Below are 18580 nucleotides of genomic sequence, written 5' to 3' on the forward strand. Positions count from 1 at the left end.
TTGATGTATACAAGGTATGCAGGCGTGATGACATTGTGTTCAACAAAATGAGCATTCGGTCAGGCGCAATGGGCGTAGCAGGAGAAGACGGTCTCGTAACGTATCACTATGAGGTGATGCGTCCCCGTGATTGGGTAGACTCCCGATTTATTGCTTACCTTATGAAATCAAACTGGTTTACTGGGGAGCTGATCAAACGCGAAAGAGGGATCGGCGCAGGCGGCAAAGGGAATGTACGGACAACGGAAGTTCCGTTCTCGGTCTTGAAGACGATCGACTCATATATCCCCGAGACCGACGAGCAGCGCGCCATCGCTGACTACTTGGACCAAGAGACGACCCAGATCGACGTGCTCGTGGCCACGCAAGAGGAGCTGATCAGGTTGCTGCGGGAGAGACAGGCCGCCATTGCAGACGCTGAATTCCAACGGACCGAGGGCAAACGTACGATGACTGTTAGGCAGACGCTGGTGCCCCTCGCGCGACGATCGGTCCCGGGAACAGGCGTCGTGACTGCGTACCGGGACGGCGTCGTCACGCTGCGCACCAACCGCCGGGCCGATGGGTACACGATGTCGGCCGCAGAGGCAGGATACCAAGGAGTTATCCCTGGGGACATTGTTTTCCATGCCCTCGACGGTTTTGCCGGCGCAGTCGGTATCGCCGACAGTGAGGGCCAATGCTCACCTGTTTACCATGTCTGTTCACCTCGGTATGACGACGATGCGGAGTACCTCTCGCTCCTCATCAGGTATATGGGCACGTCGGGATTCCTCAGCTCCCAGGCCCCCAGTACACGACAGCGGAGCGTCGACTTCCGGAACTGGGGAACCTTTGCGCGCGTGCCGTTGGTGCTTCCGACTGTCGAGCACCAGAAGTCATTCGTTGAGGAGTATCGCCAACAGACCACTCAGATCGACACGTTGATCGCCAAAGCCGAAGAACACATCGCTCTCGCCAAGGAGCGCCGCTCAGCGCTGATCACCGCCGCCGTCACTGGGCAATTCGACGTACGCGCCGCCAAGAAGGGGGCCCGGGTCTAATGGCATCACCAGACGGAACACGCGAGGAAGCTTTCGAGACCGAGATTGCCGAGCACCTGGCCGCGAATGGCTGGGAATACAGCATGACCGATGAAGGCTACGACGTCGATCGGGCGATCTGGACCGATGACGTTCACTGGTGGCTGAGCGAGACCCAGCCCGAGGAATACGCCAAGGTTGTGCGCGTCGGAACTGGTGCCGAAGCCGCCGACCGCGAAGCGCTACTCAACTCCCTCGTGTCCCGTCTGGATACACCCATGAGCTCGGGCGGAGGCACACTGAACGTACTGCGCCGCAAGTTCTCCCACACCCGGGGTGCGACAGCGCATCTGCGCATGTGCCAGTTTAAGCCGGCCACGTCACTGAATCGCGAGGTCAATGAGCACTATCGCAAGGTGCGCCTGCGTGTGGTGCGTCAGGTGCACTTTTCGCCGAAGCGAGGCGACTCGCGCTCCATCGACTTGGTGTTCTTCGTCAACGGCATTCCAGCGGCGACGTGCGAGCTGAAGTCGTTCTTCAAGCAAGAATGGCGCAACGCCGTCACCCAGTACCGCAAGGACCGCAGCCCGGCCGGTCAACCGCTGCTAGGCTTCGGCACCCGTGCGCTCGTGCACTTCGCCGTGGACGACGACCAAGTGCATATGACGACCAAGCTCAACGGGGAGAAGACCTACTTCCTGCCGTTCAACCGCGGACACGACGACACCGGAGCCTCGGGCAACCCCGCGAATCCGAATGGAGCCGCCACCTCGTACCTGTGGGAGCAGGTGCTCCATCGAGACAACTGGCTGGCTATCCTCGGTTCGCAGATGTTCTTGAAGGACGAGACCCATGAGGATCCTGCCACCGGCCGGATCAAGCATTCCACCGCGCTGATGTTCCCGCGCTATCACCAATGGCGCGCGGTGACGAAGTTGGTTGACTCCATCAGCCTTGAGGGACCCGGACAGCGGTACTTGATTGAGCACTCAGCGGGGTCGGGCAAGACCAACACCATCGCCTGGACGGCGCACAGGCTGGCCCGCCTGCACGACCAGTCGAACCAGAAGACCTTCGACAAGGTCCTGATTGTCTCCGATCGCCGTGTACTGGACAAACAGCTGCAACAGGCCGTCGAGCAGGTCGACGACACCGTCGGCACCGTCTCAGTCATCGATTCTGCGGCCGTGCGCCGTTCCGGCGGTTCAAAATCACGAGCGTTGCTGGATGCTTTGACCGGTTCGGCGCTGATCATCGTCGTCACGATCCAGACTTTCCCGTTCGTGAAGGGACTGCTGGATACGACGCTGGGTGACAAGAACTTCGCGGTGATCATCGACGAGGCCCACACCTCGCAGTCCGGTAAGACCGCCGCTGACCTGAAGAAAGTCCTCACAAGCGGGGGAGAACTCACTGATGATGAGGAACTCGACAGCCAAGACGTCATCAACCAGGTGGTGGAGGCCGACCTCGCCCGTGAGCAGAAGATCGCTGCCGAAACAGCTGCCCGTGCCGGTTCGCGCAACGTCTCGCTGTTGGCATTCACCGCGACACCCAAACACAAGACGAAGATGCTGTTTGGCCGGATGAACGACGATGGCACGCCCGTGTCCTTCGACGTCTACTCGATGCGTCAGGCAATCGAGGAGGAATTCATCCTCGACGTACTACGTGGCTACCAGACCTACAAGACCGCCTTCGAGATCGAGCAGACTGATGACAAGGGGATTATCACCAGCATCACCGCTGGGGCAGACGACCCGCTGGTGGACTCCAAAGCCGCCACGCGACAGATCATGCGCTTCGCCAAGCTGCATCCGACGAACGTGGGGCAGAAGGTCGATGTCATCGTCGAGCACTTCCGCGCGAACGTCGCCCACCTGCTCGACGGGCATGCCAAGGCCATGGTCGTCACCGACTCCCGCCAGGCCGCCGTGCGCTACAAGATCGAGACTGACAAGTATCTGGCCCAGAAGGGATACGGCTATCAGTCCATCGTCGCGTTCAGCGACAAGATCAGCGACGAGGAGTACGACCTCACCGACGCCACCGAGGCGACCATGAACCCGGGGCTCAGTTCCGATCTGGCGCGCGAATTCGGCCGGCCGGAGTACCGGCTGATGCTCGTGGCCGACAAGTTCCAGACGGGCTTCGATCAGCCGCTGCTGTGCGCGATGTACGTCGACAAGAAGCTGCCCGACGTCCACGCGGTCCAGACGCTGTCCCGGCTGAACAGGACGTACCGTGCGCCGTCGGGGGAGAAGAAGGAACGGACGTTCGTGCTCGACTTCGTCAATGATCCGCAGGACATCCGCAATGCGTTCCTGCAGTACTACTCCGAGGCGCATGTCGAGACGGCCACCGATCCGAACCTCGTGCATAAATTGGCAACCAAGTTGTCCCAGCCGCGTATCTACACGCAGGCTGACGTGGAGCGGTATGCGAAGGCTTGGTGGGTGCGTACCCAGTCCCACAGTGCGTTGACCGCGGCGGTAACTCCGGCACGCGACGAGTGTGTGGCCCGGTGGGCTGATGCTTCTGAACGAGATGACACCCAGGCTCTCGATGAGCTGCGCACGTTCAAGAAGGATTGCGGTTCGTTCGTCCGCCTGTACGACTTCATGTCTCAGGTCGTCGACTACGGCACTAGCGATCTGGAAAAACTCGCTGAGTTCCTGCGCCAGCTCACTAGGTTATTGCCATCCGACGATGCTATTGCCTCGGTGGATGTTTCCGGACTTGAGCTGCGCAAGGTCCGGCAAATCGACCGGGGCAAGGCCGACATCGGTCTATCCGGTGACTTAGACACCCCGGTGCTCCCCGGGATCTCCGGAGTCGGTTCGCATGTCTCCCGGCAAAACCCGCAGCAGGAACTGCTCTCGGACATCGTGGCCAGGATCAATGCGCTGTTCGGCGCGGAGTTTGCCGATCCGCAGATCCAGGGTTTCGTGATCGCCGCAGCCGGCATGGCCGAGGAAGATCCACGCATCGCCGACCAGATCGACCACAACGCTCTCGACCAGTTCATGGCGTCGCCTGAACTGCGAGAGACGCTCATGGATGCTGCGGTGCTGAACGAAGGAGCCTTCGGAAAGCTTACCGGTGCGCTAACTGGCCAGAACGAGCGCGCAGAAGAGTTTATCCGATTGATAGGTCGCTACCTCTACCGGACACGTCGCTTTAGAACTGAGAATTCTGAAAGCGACGGGAATCAAGCATTATGAGTCAACCACAGCGAGCAGCCTGGCGGGCGATCCTGAATTATAGTTCCTGTTAATCGGGATGAAGCAGCATGAGACGTCTTGCAACTTATGAATTACAAGATAAGTTGCCGATACAACTAAACCTCAGTCGATACCTTGAATCTTGTTGTCACATGAACGAATTAGGCTCTACAGCGTCGATGATGCGGCATACTAAGTTTGTGCAGAATTCTAAGTTAGTAGTCGATGATATTAAGAGTGGCCTTTCCCATCTCGATTCTTCGACATTCACGAACCTCCACATTCTGGACAGGCTTCCAGCAATATTCAACTCCAGACAAGAGTACGCAAATTGGCGAGCGCAAGTTGCCGAAGGGTTGGGAGTGGACCCTCTAAACGTGGTTATAGTTGGGAGCACTTCTGTTGGCATCAGTTTGTCTCCTAACCCCGCCAAATTTATGAGACCCTTTCACAGTGAGTCTGACGTAGATCTGGCTGTGGTTAGCTCACGACATTTCGACGAGGCCTGGAGATGGCTTCGAAATCTTGGCCCAGCAGAAAGTATTAATGCAACAGCAAAAGACACAGCAGACCTGTTAAAATGGCATAGAAGAAGCCTCGTTTTCGATGGGACAATCGCTACTGACAAGCTACTCCCATACTTGCCATTCGGAGCGCACTGGGCAAGCGTGTTGGGGCGAGCCGGTACACTTGCGCCGACTCAAGACAGGGATGTCAAAGCGAGGATCTACCGAGATTTCGACTCTCTTCGTTCGTATCACCAGAGGAATGTCGAGAAGTTAATGCTTGAACATCAGGCACGAGAATTATCAGACGATCCAAGTACCCCGGCGTTAGCCGAGAAGGACGAGTGACATTATGTCCATTCAGCAGTATTTCGGAGGGCAGCGTTTCCTTGAAGCAACAACTCATACCATTGCATGGTTTTGGAAAAGATACCATCAAAATGAGCTAGAACTTCAGCCTCCATTCCAAAGGAATCCTGTCTGGCAGGAGAAACAGCAGGCATATCTCATTGACACGGTACTAAGGGGTTACCCGATCCCAGAACTTTACCTACAGACGGTTGTAGACGCCGTGGGGGAAGAAAAATACGTGGTTGTAGACGGGCAGCAGCGAATTCGCGCATGTATGGCTTTCTTAGCTGGAGAATTCGCCCTTGGAGATGACTCGGGTGCCTTGGCTGGATCATTTTTTGACGAGCTCGAAGACGAACAAAAGAAGCAGATATTCGAGTACAAATTTGTGGTACGTGAGTTACCACAACTTTCGGAACCTGAGATACGAGGTATCTTCGAGCGTCTGAACCGCAATAATGTTGCCTTAAATGCTCAGGAGATCCGTCATGCGACTTACTGGGGCGAATTCATCTCGACCATGAAGGAGATTAGCCAAGATGAATTCTGGGTGACTTCCGGGGTATTCACTAGTAACGATATTCGTCGCATGCTTGATATTGAGTTTGTAAGTGAACTAGCGGTAGCTCACCTATACGGTCTTCAAAATAAGAAAGCTTCTCTTGACAAATATTACAAAAATTTTGAATCAGAGTTTCCGGACCGTCGGGAAATTGAGAAGATTTTCAGAATAGTTCTAGGGGAACTGGGGCAAATATTAAAGTGGCCGACACGGACCCGATGGAGCAAGAAGACGGACTTTTACACTCTATTTCTTGTAATGGCGAAACATGTGACAGCAATGCCTTTTGATCGAGATTTGCGCCAAAATCTAACAGAAAAGCTTGAAATATTTTCCACGAACGTGGCCTCACACCTATCTGTTACCGATAATGATGATTCGAACAGCATAGAACAGGCATTGGGCTATTCCCGTGGTGTTCGGGCCTCCAGCGATTTGGGAAGTCGCAAGATTCGCAACGCTGCTTTGGAAAGTTACCTATTCGGATTGCCTTATGAGCTCCCTGAAGTACTAGACGAGGACGAGAACGCCTAGTCTCGATGCTTCATGAGGTGCCTCGATAAAACTTCGCATAACCTGGCTCTTCGGGTTATAGCGTCGTGACCCGAAAATAAGCTCGGGTCGCAGTCCTCTGTGAGGATGAGTATTGTCCAGACATGCACCAATATGGAACTATAAGCCATGTTCAACGGATACCGGGCCAAACGACGCTGCGTCTATACTTCTGTACCCCACCGACCACCGCGCCTCACCGCTTCCCATGAAGTCGCCGGACGACAAGTTCTAATCGAGCCGGTCGCCACCAAAGCAGCCTGCCCCTCCTGCAAGGTACTGACCGCGAGGATCCGAACCACGCCGGCGCACCGGGTCAAGGACCTGTCAGCCGGCGACGACGATCTGCAAGTCTTGGTCTGGAAGCGGCGCATGGCCTGCCAAGAACCGGTATCCGAGAACGGCGTTCCTTCGTGGAAACCACTGACCGGCTGCCCCTTTGCGGCAGGCCTACCACCAGGCCCGCCCAACAACGGGTGAACGAAATGAGCTACGAGCTGCGTCCGCTCACTCTGGCGGCTTCCGCACGCGGAATGTCTTGGCCTACCGAGATGGCCAGGATGAACACTGAATCGCACCGGGTTTAATAGAGGCAAGGAAATTGGAAAAGGAACACTTCTCTCTTGCCGATCAAATGCACCGATGAACTTAAGACCCGCGCCGTGGACCTCGTGATCCACGCGCTGGCCGATCCAAGCACAGCGAACGGCGCCATCAGCCGCGTGGCCAAGGAGCTGGGCCTGAGCAGTGAAACGCTGCGCACTTGGGTGCGCAACTACAAGAACAGCGGCGCGATGACGCTGGCCCAGTCCATTGTCCTGGAAGCTGATAAGCGGCTCTTCAAAGTAAGCGTGGCGCAGGATGCTCAGCAGGGCCGTAGCCCCGCCGTGTACAACAGTATCTGTGAGACTTGAGGTGGCTGGTCTGGGACTAGCTGGCAGGATAGGAACCAGCCGCCCCACCCTGGATGTGACTCAAACAATATCTGACCTGTCACAGTGTCATGCTTCGGACTTGTCCATCTAACTGGGGTGGGTCGGCCGGGACCAAGCCGGCCCGCCACGGTAGCTTCATCAGAAGAATGTCCACCCCCAACTAGAGGGTGTGACCCATCACAGTACTGTTCCGTAGTGACCTTTACCCGGACTGGTGCCGGCCGTTCACGGCCGACCGAGAAAATCCAGGAAAGGAAACTACGGTGACCGCACAACCTATCGTCGCGCATTGCCACCCATTTGTCGTGGGTGTCGACACGCACGCACGAAATCATGTTTACGCCACCATCGATTCCAGCAACGGCGCCCTGCTCGATACCCAGTCGTTTCCAGTGAGCAGTACCGGCATCAACCGGGCCGTCAACTGGGTCGCCCGACGCACCCAAGGCGCAGCAGACACGCTCTGGGTCATTGAAGGAGCTGCCACGTACGGAGCGATCCTTGCCGGCACCGTTGCCGCCCACGGATTCCCCGTCACCGAGGCACCACGCATGAGCAAAAAGCAGAACCGCGGCGTAGGAAAAACCGATGCCTTGGACGCCCAGCGACTGGCCAGGGCCTCTCTCCCGCTGCCGGTAGACAAATTGCGCCATCCGCGGCTGCATGAAGGAATTCGGCAAGGTCTGCGCATCCTCGTCACGGCACGCAGCTCGATGGCGAAAGACCGCACCAGGTCGGTCAACGCCTTGAACGCTTTGGTGCGCTGCAACGCCCTGGGGATCGACGCCCGCAAGAAGCTGACCGGTAGCCAAATCACCGAGGTCAGCCGGTGGCGGGAACGGGAAAAAGAACTGTCGCTGAGGATTGCACGCGCCGAAGCGGTGCGACTGGCCAAGCATATTCTGGACTTGGATCAGCATCTGACGGCCAATGAGCAGCAGTTGGATGAACTGGTTAGGGTCAGCGAAGCGGCGCCGTTGTTGGGTGAGATCGGCTTCAAGGCAATCACGGCAGCGAAGTGTTTCGTCGCGTGGTCCCATGAAGGGCGAGTGCGTGATGAGGCGGCGTTTGCCTGCTTGGCTGGGGTGAATCCGATTCCTGCGTCATCGGGGAACACAACCCGCTATCGAATTAATCGAGGCGGTGATCGGTCATTGAATTCTGCCCTGCATATGGCTGCGATCACGCGCATGACCTATGACGAGGAGACGCTAATTTACGTTGAGAAGCGCCGGACTGAAGGCAAGAGCAATCGGGAGATCCGCAGATGCATCAAGCGTTATCTGGCCCGTCGAATTTTCAAGATCTTCAGTATTTCAGCACAGATCGATGAGGTTCCGGTTGCGGCTTGACAGACATGGAAGAGTCCGAAGCCGGTAATGACCATGATTCCGATAACCCCGGCCAGTGCGTTTCAGGTCCTTCGCCGTCAGATTAGACGCCTCGATCCGTGCGTTCGTCAGCCTCGTTCGCACGAACACCAGCAGTTCGCTGCGCCACGCACTCAACGTCCTGAACAGTGATTTCGCCTCGACCATTTTTATTGCTCGCACCGACTTCTCCAGCACCGCCCACCTGGCCTGGAACTCATGAACATCCGTGGCCCGCAGCAGGTCCCTCACGTGTTCCTTGATCCCATAGACCACTGGCGAGTTCGGGATCAGTTTCAAGGATCAATTTGAGGCGCTCCACTTGCTTGATCGACAGGTTCTCCAGATTGCAGGTCAATAATTTCCGGTACTTATACGCCGGAACCGTGATCCTGCCGCGGCGCTCGTGCACCTCGTGGGAGCGCCGGCGGCGCACCTGGGTGATCATCAGGTTCGCCCGCTGGATCACATGGAAATGATCCACGCTGATCTTCGCCTTAAGCAGGGTTTCCCGCACCGTCTTGCGGAACTGTGAAGACATGTCGATCGCCACGACCTGCACCGGCTGACGCCAGTACCGCAGCCGGGCCTTCAGCCATTTCTTCACCGCCGCACCGCGGCACCCATCCACGATATCCAGGATCTTCCCCGTATCCAGGTCGGTGAACACGATGGACCACGGCTCGATCCGCACTACTTTTCCGCTACGGCCTCGCGCGTAGCAGACCTTGCGGAAACAGCGTTCGTCGATGCCGAGGCGGCGGATGAACATGCTGTCCACGTCCCCGACCAGTTCGCCGACGGTGGTCAGACGGGCCATGACCGAAGGCCATGAGACTGAGTGCGCGGCAGCGACCCGGGACATGGCACGCGGCTCGTAGCTCATCTCCTCCACGAGCCGTTGGAGAGCCTGGCGCTGATCCGTGCGCGGACTGGCAGCTGGTCGGTGGTTTGTGCGAAGGACCGCCGTTCGCAAGCCTGCTCTTGGCAGGCCATGCGCCGCTTGCGAACCAGGACTTGCAGGCCATCACCGCCGGCTGGCAGGTCCTTGCCCCGGTGCACTGGCCTGGCCTGGATCCGGGTGGTCAGCACGCCACAGGAAGGCCAGGCAGCTTCGGTCGATATCGGTTCGACAAGTACTTGTCGCCCGGAAGATTCGTGAGTGGCAGAGATGACGCGGTAGTCGGTGAGGTTCAACAGAATCGACGCAGCATCGATTGGCCCGGTCTACTTGAACACGGCTCGTAGTTCCTTGCAGATGAATTTATTTTAGTCGACATCCATCTTCGCAGAGGAGCTGCGAGCCTTACTTATGTTGGGATCACCACGCTAAAAATCGAAGAGCCGGTATAGCCTCTGTCGCTAGTGACTCATTCCATTCGACGTCTGTTGAAGTTATTTTCACTCGCCCAAGGGACTACCTCCCGAGCACACGGACAAAGTAGTACCGCGCCAGGCGCAGCGGGCCAGCCTGCATGGTACGTTCGCTATGCAGCTGAGGAAAAAGAGTAACTAGTACCGGCGTGGAACGGAAATAACCCGCTCGCGAGAATGATCAATCGTTGCGGGAAGGTATGCGTTGCCAGCCGGGCGCCAGAGTCTGGACGTCCTTCCCCGGAATCCAGGTGCGGACTTGAGACCGGACGAGAGCTCCGGGATAATATGTGCTCCAACCTATTTCTCGGTATACATCCTTTCCCGTGTTTTCGACCCAGATCAATGACTTTTGCTCAGTGGTCAGCCAGGTCTGCAGGAAATCCTTTTCCATTAGGAGCTCGTTCTGGCCGACGTCGATCGAATGCCGTAGAACCGCGATGAGCCGGCCGCTTGTATCGGTCCATCCGTTGCGACCGTTCCAATGGAGAGCACCTGGTGTGGCGCCAAAGAACTCAGGAGCCGGAGCATCAAACGAGATTGTTTCGAGGTTGCCTGGGGCATACTCGTTCTCGCCGCGAAGCTCCCAGATTGCTGGGCGTGTCGGAACACTCAGTGGGTTTGTCCACTCATAATCGACTACATGCAACGTTTCACCGTGGTGGTGTCCGAACGGGAACTCGCCGACGTACCCGTTGTAGCTCATTGGGAGCCGGGACATGTCAAGATCGTTGATCAAGTCCTGTTTTTCAAGCTCTCCATGGGCGATGGAAAGATCGTCGGTACTCACGAAGTGGGCGTAGAGATTTGACCAGACGGTGTGGGTCCGCTTGTTATTGTCGTCAATGAGATCCCAAGTGTATGACCCCGATAGAACGATGAAGGGGATCCCGTCCCGTTCGGCAGAAGTGATGTCGATGGTAGGCAGATCAGAGTCATCGGCCACCCAACTGGCATCAGTTCTTCCGTTCTTTGCATTCCAGTTATAGGCCGGCACCCAGAGTCGGGGTGCATCGCTCGCGGGTTCGAATTCGGTAACTGTCGGGTCAACTTGCCGGAGGATAGAGGAATCGGGCCCGGGAACGGCTGGCGCTGGGGGTTCCCAAGATTTTTTGGACTTGGGCGCGTGGTCGGATAGGTGGCCGATGAGGCGGTTGAGTGCGATCCATTGGTACTTTTTGCCGATTCGCTCGATCCACTTTGGCTTGGCACGACCTGGTCCGTACTTTCCCAACACGTAGCCATCGAAGCCTGAATGTAGGTCGGGGCGGTAACCGAGCCGGATGATCTCCGCGACCACCCATCGTGCGCCAGCTGCGGCATCGATCTCCGGACGGTCAAGAAGTTCGTGCTTGAGCTTGTAGACGAAGAAGTCGTCGATTGTGGTGGAGTACACGACCTTCGGGTAGTCGCGATTGTCATAGCGGGCAATATCCTCCTCCGTAGGCCAAGTCAGAGGCCAATCACTGCTGTAAGGAGGGCGAAACTTGTCAGCTGTTACATCTGCGGAGAGCGCTTTGCGATCGTGCGCTGCTTCGAGAATGGATCGGGCGGCATCGCGAACGGCGGCATTTGAAGTAAGACCTGCGGTAGGGGTGAAGAACTTTTCCCACACGACACTGGCTGCTGCGGCCCAATCCACACCACTACCTGTGGCTAAGAGTGCCGAGTAGACGACCGAAAGAGCTCGTTCGACAACCCATTCGTCGTCGACTACGCAGAATTGTTCGAGCAGAGTAGCGGCCTGATCGGGGTGACGAGCCAGTAAGCGGGCTGCGGCGATTGTGGCTGGCTCACGAACGCGTCGGTCAGTAGCACTCGTCGCCCACAGCAATGTGTTGACCCACAAGCGTGTCGTCTCCGCGCCGACAGCATCGAGCGGTTTCTCGCTCGCCCAGCGGATCAGGCGGTCGACCGCTCCGCTTGTGCCGTGACTTGTGTGCAGCCACCCAGCGAGGAATTGATCTCTCGACGCCATAGTGAGGCTGCTGAGGAACTTATAGAGGAAGTCGGCATTGAGTGGATGACTGGGGCGTGCTGCAAGCCTGAACAGCATCGTGAGGCCTGCGTCGAAGGTCTCACTTCGGTGCAGAGCATTGGTAATAATGCTTCCCGTATCGAGAGTAATGGAAGATGTGGAACGCCATGCTATGCCTGCGATGATGGCAGCGTCGCGCTTGGGGATGTCGGGAATTTCCTCAGCGAAGGCTGTCAACTCGATACCGAAGCGTTCGGCGATTACGACCGATGTGGCTTCGAGGAGGCCGACATCGATGGTCGAGCCGAGACCGATGATCTGCCCGAGGCGGCCGGAGAGTTGGGCACGAATGCCATTTATGTCGCGCACTTGAGCGAGCGCGTCTGAGACGATCAGGTGGTGGCCGATGCGCTCGAATGCAATGGTGATGATGTCGGTGCCATAAGGACTGCTATCGGGGATGACGTCTTCTTCGACTAGGCCCTGTGCGATGAGTCCATCGAGCAGTGATTTCTCGGCGCTGTTGGCGGACCAGATCGGGCTCAGTTCGGCTTGGGCGGCGACTCGGGTGAGAGGGGCTCCGTCTTGGTTTGCGATTGCGCTTGCCAAAGAGTGCATAGAACGGTGGACGATCTGGTCGGATACCGAGGCGTCGACGCGATTACTAATAGTTTCGTTCGCGTGCCCGAGGACCATTTTGGCGAGCTCACCCAGCCCCATGTTGGCTTGGTCTAGCGAGAGTCGGCCATCGGATTGTAAAGCTTCGCAGACCAACCGGAGGTAGAGCGGGTTATCGAACTCACCGTGGATCGGCGGCGATGTCGGAGGTTCGAGACCGTAGTACGTGGCATAGTCGCTGACCGCCTCGAACTCGACACCCTCGAAACCTGTGTGCTCGAACCGAGGAATAGACAAGCCTGGAGGGACTACTTGAGTGACGTAATGGGTGCGTGCAGTCAGCAGCAGTCGAATATGTGGGTATCTGGTGATGATGGAGACAAGACGAGCGAGATTGTCCCGCCAAACGGATCGAGGACGGGTTTCGTTGAGCGCATCGATGACGAGGAGGGTGGGTGCTCCTGTGGCGCGCGCACTTTGATCAAGAAGAGCGATCGTCTCTTCGCTAGTCAGATCTGCCGGCATTTGAAGAACGTCGCGGAGATGTGTGAGCGGGTCGTTGTCATTGAACCAGCGACCGTGCATCATGACGCTAGGCAGACCTCTCTGCAGGCGGTAGTCGACGACATCGAGGGCGAGGTAGGTCTTGCCTATGCCGGCGGGCCCGGTCATTAGCGCTACTTGAGAGTTGGCGAGTGTACCGAGGGGGCTGATGAGGAGCTTGGCGGCAGTTTCGAGTTTGCCGTCCAAAGCACGGAGAGCGTCGACGGCTTCCGCAGGAAAACGTACAAAGTATTCGCTCTGGTACTGCCTCCAACTAGGTGTGTCCCAATCCTCATGCGTGGCATTCATCTGTGCGGTCTCGGCAGCCTCCTGCTCTCTGACCACAGCTATTGTGTCGGTTAGCGCCGTACCGAGAGTTCGATACTCACCTTCGGTTCGTGCACGCTCCCAATTTTTGAGGGCCTGGATGACGGCCGTGGCAGCGTCAAGCACGGTGCCTAGATCAGCGGCCGTTGCATCGGTTCGGGCGTGTTGCAGACGTTTTGATACTTCCGAGAGCTCATCGACCTGTTCCAGGACGGCATCCCACCAATCATCATCGGAACATAGTGCAGCGATGTTCTGAGACGCAGGAACGTTTACGTTCAGCTCTGGCATATATCGCGGGCTGGCGGCGTTGGTTGCGTCTTGCAATCGGTCCATCCACCACTGGTGGGAGAGCACGTCGGCGTCGAACCAATACCTCCGTTGGGCACCGGAATTGTCTAACCGAGCTAGGCGCGTGGCTGTGTTTGACGCCCATTCAAACTCGAATACGACGGTCATCTCCCGATCGGACGCCATCGTCTGCCAATTATTGAGCCAACCATCAGAGTCGTTTATTTTCTCCAGTAACGATTTCCCTTTGCCGCTTGTGCGTCCGGTCGGGTCACAAGGGATCGCGATGGTGTACTTTGTTAGATTCGGATGGTTGGTGAGAGCTGCCCTCACGGAGGCATCGAGTTGCGATTTGTCGACATCGGCGTGGTGAGTCCAATACTTCGCTTGCCAGCCATGCTCGGTGCCGTCGGGAAGGGTCCAGTAGCATTCGACGCCTCCATCACCCCCGGCTCCGTGAAGGGACGCGAAGTTCGCGTCTGCATGCGGAGGCTCTTGCGCAACCAGCTCGCAGATGAATTGTTCGTACCCATCTCGCTTACCGCCCGGGCCCAGCGAGCGCACGCGTGAATAGTCTATATCTGGAATGTTCATGCGGACTCCTCACGGACTTGGTGATCATTGATCAATGCCAAGGACAGGTAGGTAAGTGATTGACAGGGACCCACTCGAATAAGTAACCCCAATAATTAATACTAAGCCCTAGTCTCAGCATTCAGTATCCAATTAAATTTTGAATTTCAATAATCTGGCTGAGAATGCTTTCTTAAAAGATGCCGCGCAGTTTTGGGGCCGTGGAGCGCTGCTGGACCCACCTAGCTGCATGTCGCATTCGACGAAGGGCTGTATCGCTCGGCCGGTGGACTCTGTGGATTCTCCATCCCAACCCGTTCCTCGATTTCGCGGCGCACGCAAGAGCACACGTGGTCGCAGTTTACTTCACGAGTGGCCAACTTGGTCCGGGCATGTGTCAAGGTAAAGCTGTCGAAGTATCTGATTGCGACGAGCTCAGACTCCTCTATTTCCCGCATTGAGCAAATGTATGACGACAGCCTGCTCTCACGAGCGCACGCTGGCCTCCGGCGACAGAGCCTAAAGGAAAAACGAGTATCTCCGGTACGCGCAAAACGATGGCACTGAGGACGTGGTCAGTAGCCAACTGACCTTGTCCTGCAATTGCAGTGATCACCGCAACCCACTGGTACAAGCGGAACTTAGCTTTGAAATCTTCTCTGAGCTGCCAGGGCGCGGTCATTCTGGCTTCAGACGCGGACGACGACTAGCGCGTTGTGCCGGTGCCAGTGCTGAGGGTAGCCAAATCAATATCGCGGCGGGAATGGTGTCATGCCGCAGTTGGTGCTGGCAATCAGCTTGTCAGCACCTACATTTTCGAGTGCGTTTCGCAGGGTCTGGGGTGCTTCCTCCGCACTCTCCACAATGTCATTGGCCACGTCGATCGCGCCGAGAATCACTTGCTTGCCGCGGACCAATGAAATGACCTCAAGCGGAACATTCGAGTGATGGGACTCCAGCGAAACGGTATCGATGGCGGAAGCTTGCAATAGAGGGAAGGACTTCTCGTACTGGCGCCACTGTGCGCCCAAGGTGACTTTCCAATCGTTGTTCGCCTTGAAGGCGTAGCCAAAGGATCATTGGTTGCATTGCATAAAATATTCATTCTGTCTGTTTCTGATACGCGCGTTCCAGAAGTCCGCCTGATTTGGGTTTTCAGTATCGACTAGGCGCCTCGGGTGCATTCTCAGTTGTGAGGCTAACGCATCGGCCAGTGCAGTAATTTTCTGAGGCCAGGGTAAGGTTTTTCGTCCTGGCGTGTAGCCCTGGAGGAAAGCAGTATCGTCGCTTTTGCGCCGAAACGCATCTATCCACTCGATACAAGGAGCTTCGGGTATTGCCTGCTTGACCGTGAGCGATGTCGGGGAGTGTGTTCTCTTCTTAGCGCATGGTAGCCAGACGTCGTCGCTGGTTTCCTCGTTCGCGTCGAACCACGTACGACAATCTAAGACGACGGGAAGGACGAGAATGTCACTAGGTTCCGTGGGTTTCATTTCCTCGTGAACGTGCGAAGAGCGAAAATGCGCAAGGTATTTGCATGACCCCTAGCGCATAATAGAGGAATTTTTACGTTTTGAGAAAGTGCCAGATAATCGGAAAATTATTTTGTCTTGTAGTAAATTAGCGAATCCATTTATTTGATCATCAAACATCGTCGCATGTTTAGCAGAGGTATTTGGTATCACCTGTGCGCGCATCGGATGTGAAATCTCGTCACTTCGTAGACACTGAAACTCATCGCTTCGTGGACAGTGGATCTCAATACTTTGTATGTCCTGTCTCAAGACTTTGTGGACACACGATCTCATAAGATCGTGGACACGATGTCTCCTACCCTCGTGGACATTCGAGACGTGATTTTCAGGCACGCTCATTTCCATGCCTAACGCACTCTCTCCAGGCCTGCGCGCGATGATCATCAGTTTCGATCCGACACCACCCGATGCCCTGACGGTCAGCGAATTCTGCAAGACCCAGAAAATCTCGCGAAGTATCTTCTACCGCATCCGCGAACGAGCCAGCCAAGAATCAGCCGGCGCGCTCCACCCACGTTCCACGGCCCCAAAGTTGCCTTCCAGACGCTACGGTCCCGACGTGATCAACGAATTGGTCAGGATCCGCAAAGAACTCAAGAAGGACGGCTAGGACAACGGACCGAAGACCATCCATTACGAAGCGACCATCCTGGACGAATTCCCTGGCGGCCAGATCCCGTCCGTCGCGACCATTGCCAGGCTGCTTTGTCGGGCATGTTGAACGAAGTCCCCGCAAACGCCCAAAATCCTCCTACGTCCCCTTCGTGCGCTCTGCTGCCATGGCACTGTGGCAACTCGACGCGTTCGAGTACAGAACCCTCTCCGACCAGGTGGTGACCGTCTACCAGCTCATCGACGATGCGACCCGATTCGATGTGGGCTCCAACGCGTATTCACGCCACGAGAACAGCGGCGATGCGCAACAGGTGCTCGCACGTGCCATCAGTGAATACGGGCCGCCCAAGGAAGTTCTCAGCGATAACTCCAAGGCGTTCAACCAGCTTCGCGGCGGAACCATCGGCATCGTGGAAGCCTATCTGGCGTCACAGGGAAGCATGCCGATCACGGGGTTGCCGGGCAGGCCGACAACTCAGGGCAAGAATGAACGTTCGCACCAGACCCTACAGCAGTTCCTCAAAGCAAACAGGCCGCAAAATCTTGCCGACGTGCAGAAGCTGCTTCGACGCTACCGCGAGCACTACAACCAGCGCCGCCCCCATCAATCCCTGAACCAGGCAACCCCGCAGAAGGCCTGGGAGCTGTTGGAGCACACACCGGCTACCGAGCCGATACCGATGGTGGTGCTGGAAGCCAAGGCTGCTGAATACCTGATGAAGCGCCGACTCGGCGGCGCGGCGGCGAACCGCGCTGACCTAGTCGTTTCGAAAACCGGCGACATCCTGAAGAAGCTCACGAAGCAGCACGAGCCTGACATGGACCGGGAAAGCCATCAACTACTGGTGCGGGTCAATAAGGACAACTGCCAAGCCTATTATCGGGGCAAGCAGATCTCACTGCCGCAGACCTATGCCGACCGGCAGTTCCTGAGGACCATCACCGACGACGAATTCATCTTGTCGGACCCCGATCCTGCGGAAGTGGTGTTGAGCTTCCCGTTGCCGATGGTGGCATTGCGCGTTCATCAGCGGTTTGTGTCCTCGTACTCGATCAGGGGAATTCACTTGGCGAACCCGACAAAACAGTGGATCCGGAAGGCCGCCGAATACCAAGCCCAGTACGAGGCGCGGGAAGAAGGCATGCCAGAGGTATTTGATTATCGGTAGTTAGCTGTCGCCGGCGGCGCTCGAAGGGGAGCCGCCGGTAGCTGTGTATAAAGTATTGAGATCCACTGTCCACGAAGCCATGAGTTTCAGTGTCTACGAAGTGACGAGATTTCACACCGTTTCGGTACACAGGTGCTACCAAATACCACTGCTAAACACGTCGCAGACCAGAGTCACTCTTGTGGAACTTTCTGACGCCTTTCAGATTGGCCTGCTCGTAGCGATTCGCACTTCATGAAGCAGGAAGATTTTGAAATCTAAAATTTGTGCCACCGTACTCTCTACGGCTCTAGCCTCAGGTCTTCTATTGACCGGAGCCGCAGCGCAAGCTATTGAAGCTATTGACGATGTTCTCGTCGTTGAAGAAACGGTAGTGGCGTCTCCGGATGCAGAAGTGTCGGTCAAAAATCTGGCGGAGCCTGCTGCCGTCGACAGTGCCGCTGCGCAGTCGCCGTCGGTGACTTGGGCCGAAACTGAAACTTCCTCGGAGTCTGCCGTAGGGGATTCCTCCGTTGATGTTGCGCCGCTAGTGGAAGAGGCACCGGCTCCATCTGTCGAGTCCTCACTTGAAACTGTCGAGTCTGAAGTAGAAGTGTCCCAGGAGGCTGTAGTTTCCGAGCCGGCCGCAGAGGAAACACTGGCATCACCAACTGAGGTGCAGAAAGCACCGGAGCCGGCGACTCCGGTAACCAAGTGTGCGGCGCCTACATCTCCTGAGCCTACGAAGGCATCATCAACCTCCTTCGGGGTCGTATCTATTGACGATCGCTGGGACGAAATTGATGCGCTGTTACCGGAAGGCACCGAAAAATGGAGTGACACTCAGTGGGAAGAATTTGATAATTCCGAAGCCGGGCAAGAATACAACCGGCGGGTCGAGGAGCTATTAGCCGAAGAGTTTTCGGCTGACGATGATTATGAATTAACTGAGGAAGAGCGGGCGTTCTGGGATACCATTCTCAATGCGCTCCCATAGGATAGCTTCGAATGGGACGACGCTCAGTGGGAAGCGTACTTCCGCAGCGATGCTGGTCA

Annotated in this window: 7 protein-coding genes and 4 pseudogenes; 8 read left to right on the top strand and 3 right to left on the bottom strand. The window is 56.6% G+C overall.

Annotated elements, in window-relative coordinates; genetic code table 11:
* Positions 1-68: 68 nt before the first annotated feature.
* The 6 genes and pseudogenes from OF385_RS03315 (at position 69) to OF385_RS03340 (ending at position 8504) form a co-directional block, all read left to right on the top strand.
* Positions 69-1043, top strand: a complete 975-nt coding sequence (locus tag OF385_RS03315) for a hypothetical protein (protein ID WP_264276972.1) — start codon at positions 69-71, stop codon at positions 1041-1043.
* Complete coding sequence (locus OF385_RS03320; protein ID WP_264276973.1) at positions 1043-4246, top strand: type I restriction endonuclease subunit R; 3204 nt, start codon at positions 1043-1045, stop codon at positions 4244-4246. Before OF385_RS03315 ends, OF385_RS03320 begins: the two co-directional genes overlap by 1 nt.
* 858 nt (positions 4247-5104) lie before the next feature.
* Positions 5105-6199: a DUF262 domain-containing protein gene (locus OF385_RS03325; RefSeq protein WP_264276974.1), complete on the top strand. Its 1095-nt coding sequence runs from the start codon at positions 5105-5107 to the stop codon at positions 6197-6199.
* A gap of 130 nt (positions 6200-6329) precedes the next feature.
* Positions 6330-6786, top strand: a pseudogene (locus OF385_RS03330) (ISL3 family transposase); the annotation flags it as partial.
* Between the two features lie 54 nt (positions 6787-6840).
* Entirely contained in the window at positions 6841-7131 is a 291-nt protein-coding gene (locus tag OF385_RS03335) for a transposase (RefSeq protein WP_264276975.1), read from the top strand.
* Positions 7132-7415: 284 nt separating this feature from the next.
* Positions 7416-8504, top strand: coding sequence for an IS110 family transposase (locus OF385_RS03340; RefSeq protein ID WP_264276976.1), 1089 nt, complete (start codon positions 7416-7418; stop codon positions 8502-8504).
* Here OF385_RS03340 and OF385_RS03345 read toward each other — a convergent pair.
* From OF385_RS03345 to OF385_RS03355, 3 genes and pseudogenes are all read right to left on the bottom strand, one after another.
* Positions 8469-9740: pseudogene (locus OF385_RS03345) on the bottom strand (ISL3 family transposase). The gene OF385_RS03340 and the pseudogene OF385_RS03345 sit on opposite strands and share 36 nt — an antisense overlap.
* Before the next feature lie 337 nt (positions 9741-10077).
* Positions 10078-14247: an ATP-binding protein gene (locus OF385_RS03350; protein ID WP_264276977.1), complete on the bottom strand. Its 4170-nt coding sequence runs from the start codon at positions 14245-14247 to the stop codon at positions 10078-10080.
* Between the two features lie 685 nt (positions 14248-14932).
* A pseudogene (locus OF385_RS03355) lies at positions 14933-15299 on the bottom strand (methionine synthase); the annotation flags it as partial.
* Between the two features lie 805 nt (positions 15300-16104).
* On the opposite strand from OF385_RS03355, the pseudogene OF385_RS03360 reads away from it, so the two are divergent.
* Both OF385_RS03360 and OF385_RS03365 read left to right on the top strand, forming a co-directional pair.
* Positions 16105-17545 (top strand): annotated as a pseudogene (locus OF385_RS03360) (integrase core domain-containing protein).
* Between the two features lie 307 nt (positions 17546-17852).
* Positions 17853-18521, top strand: a complete 669-nt coding sequence (locus tag OF385_RS03365) for a hypothetical protein (protein WP_264276978.1) — start codon at positions 17853-17855, stop codon at positions 18519-18521.
* Positions 18522-18580 lie beyond the last annotated feature (59 nt).

It is taken from the genome of Glutamicibacter sp. JL.03c (genome assembly GCF_025854375.1).
Taxonomy (GTDB): domain Bacteria; phylum Actinomycetota; class Actinomycetes; order Actinomycetales; family Micrococcaceae; genus Glutamicibacter.

Coding starts and splice junctions, on each gene's coding strand:
- OF385_RS03315 (WP_264276972.1), top strand. CDS start 69: ATGGGCGTAGCAGGAGAAGACGGTCTCGTAACGTATCACTATGAGGTG.
- OF385_RS03320 (WP_264276973.1), top strand. CDS start 1,043: ATGGCATCACCAGACGGAACACGCGAGGAAGCTTTCGAGACCGAGATT.
- OF385_RS03325 (WP_264276974.1), top strand. CDS start 5,105: ATGTCCATTCAGCAGTATTTCGGAGGGCAGCGTTTCCTTGAAGCAACA.
- OF385_RS03350 (WP_264276977.1), bottom strand. CDS start 14,247: ATGAACATTCCAGATATAGACTATTCACGCGTGCGCTCGCTGGGCCCG.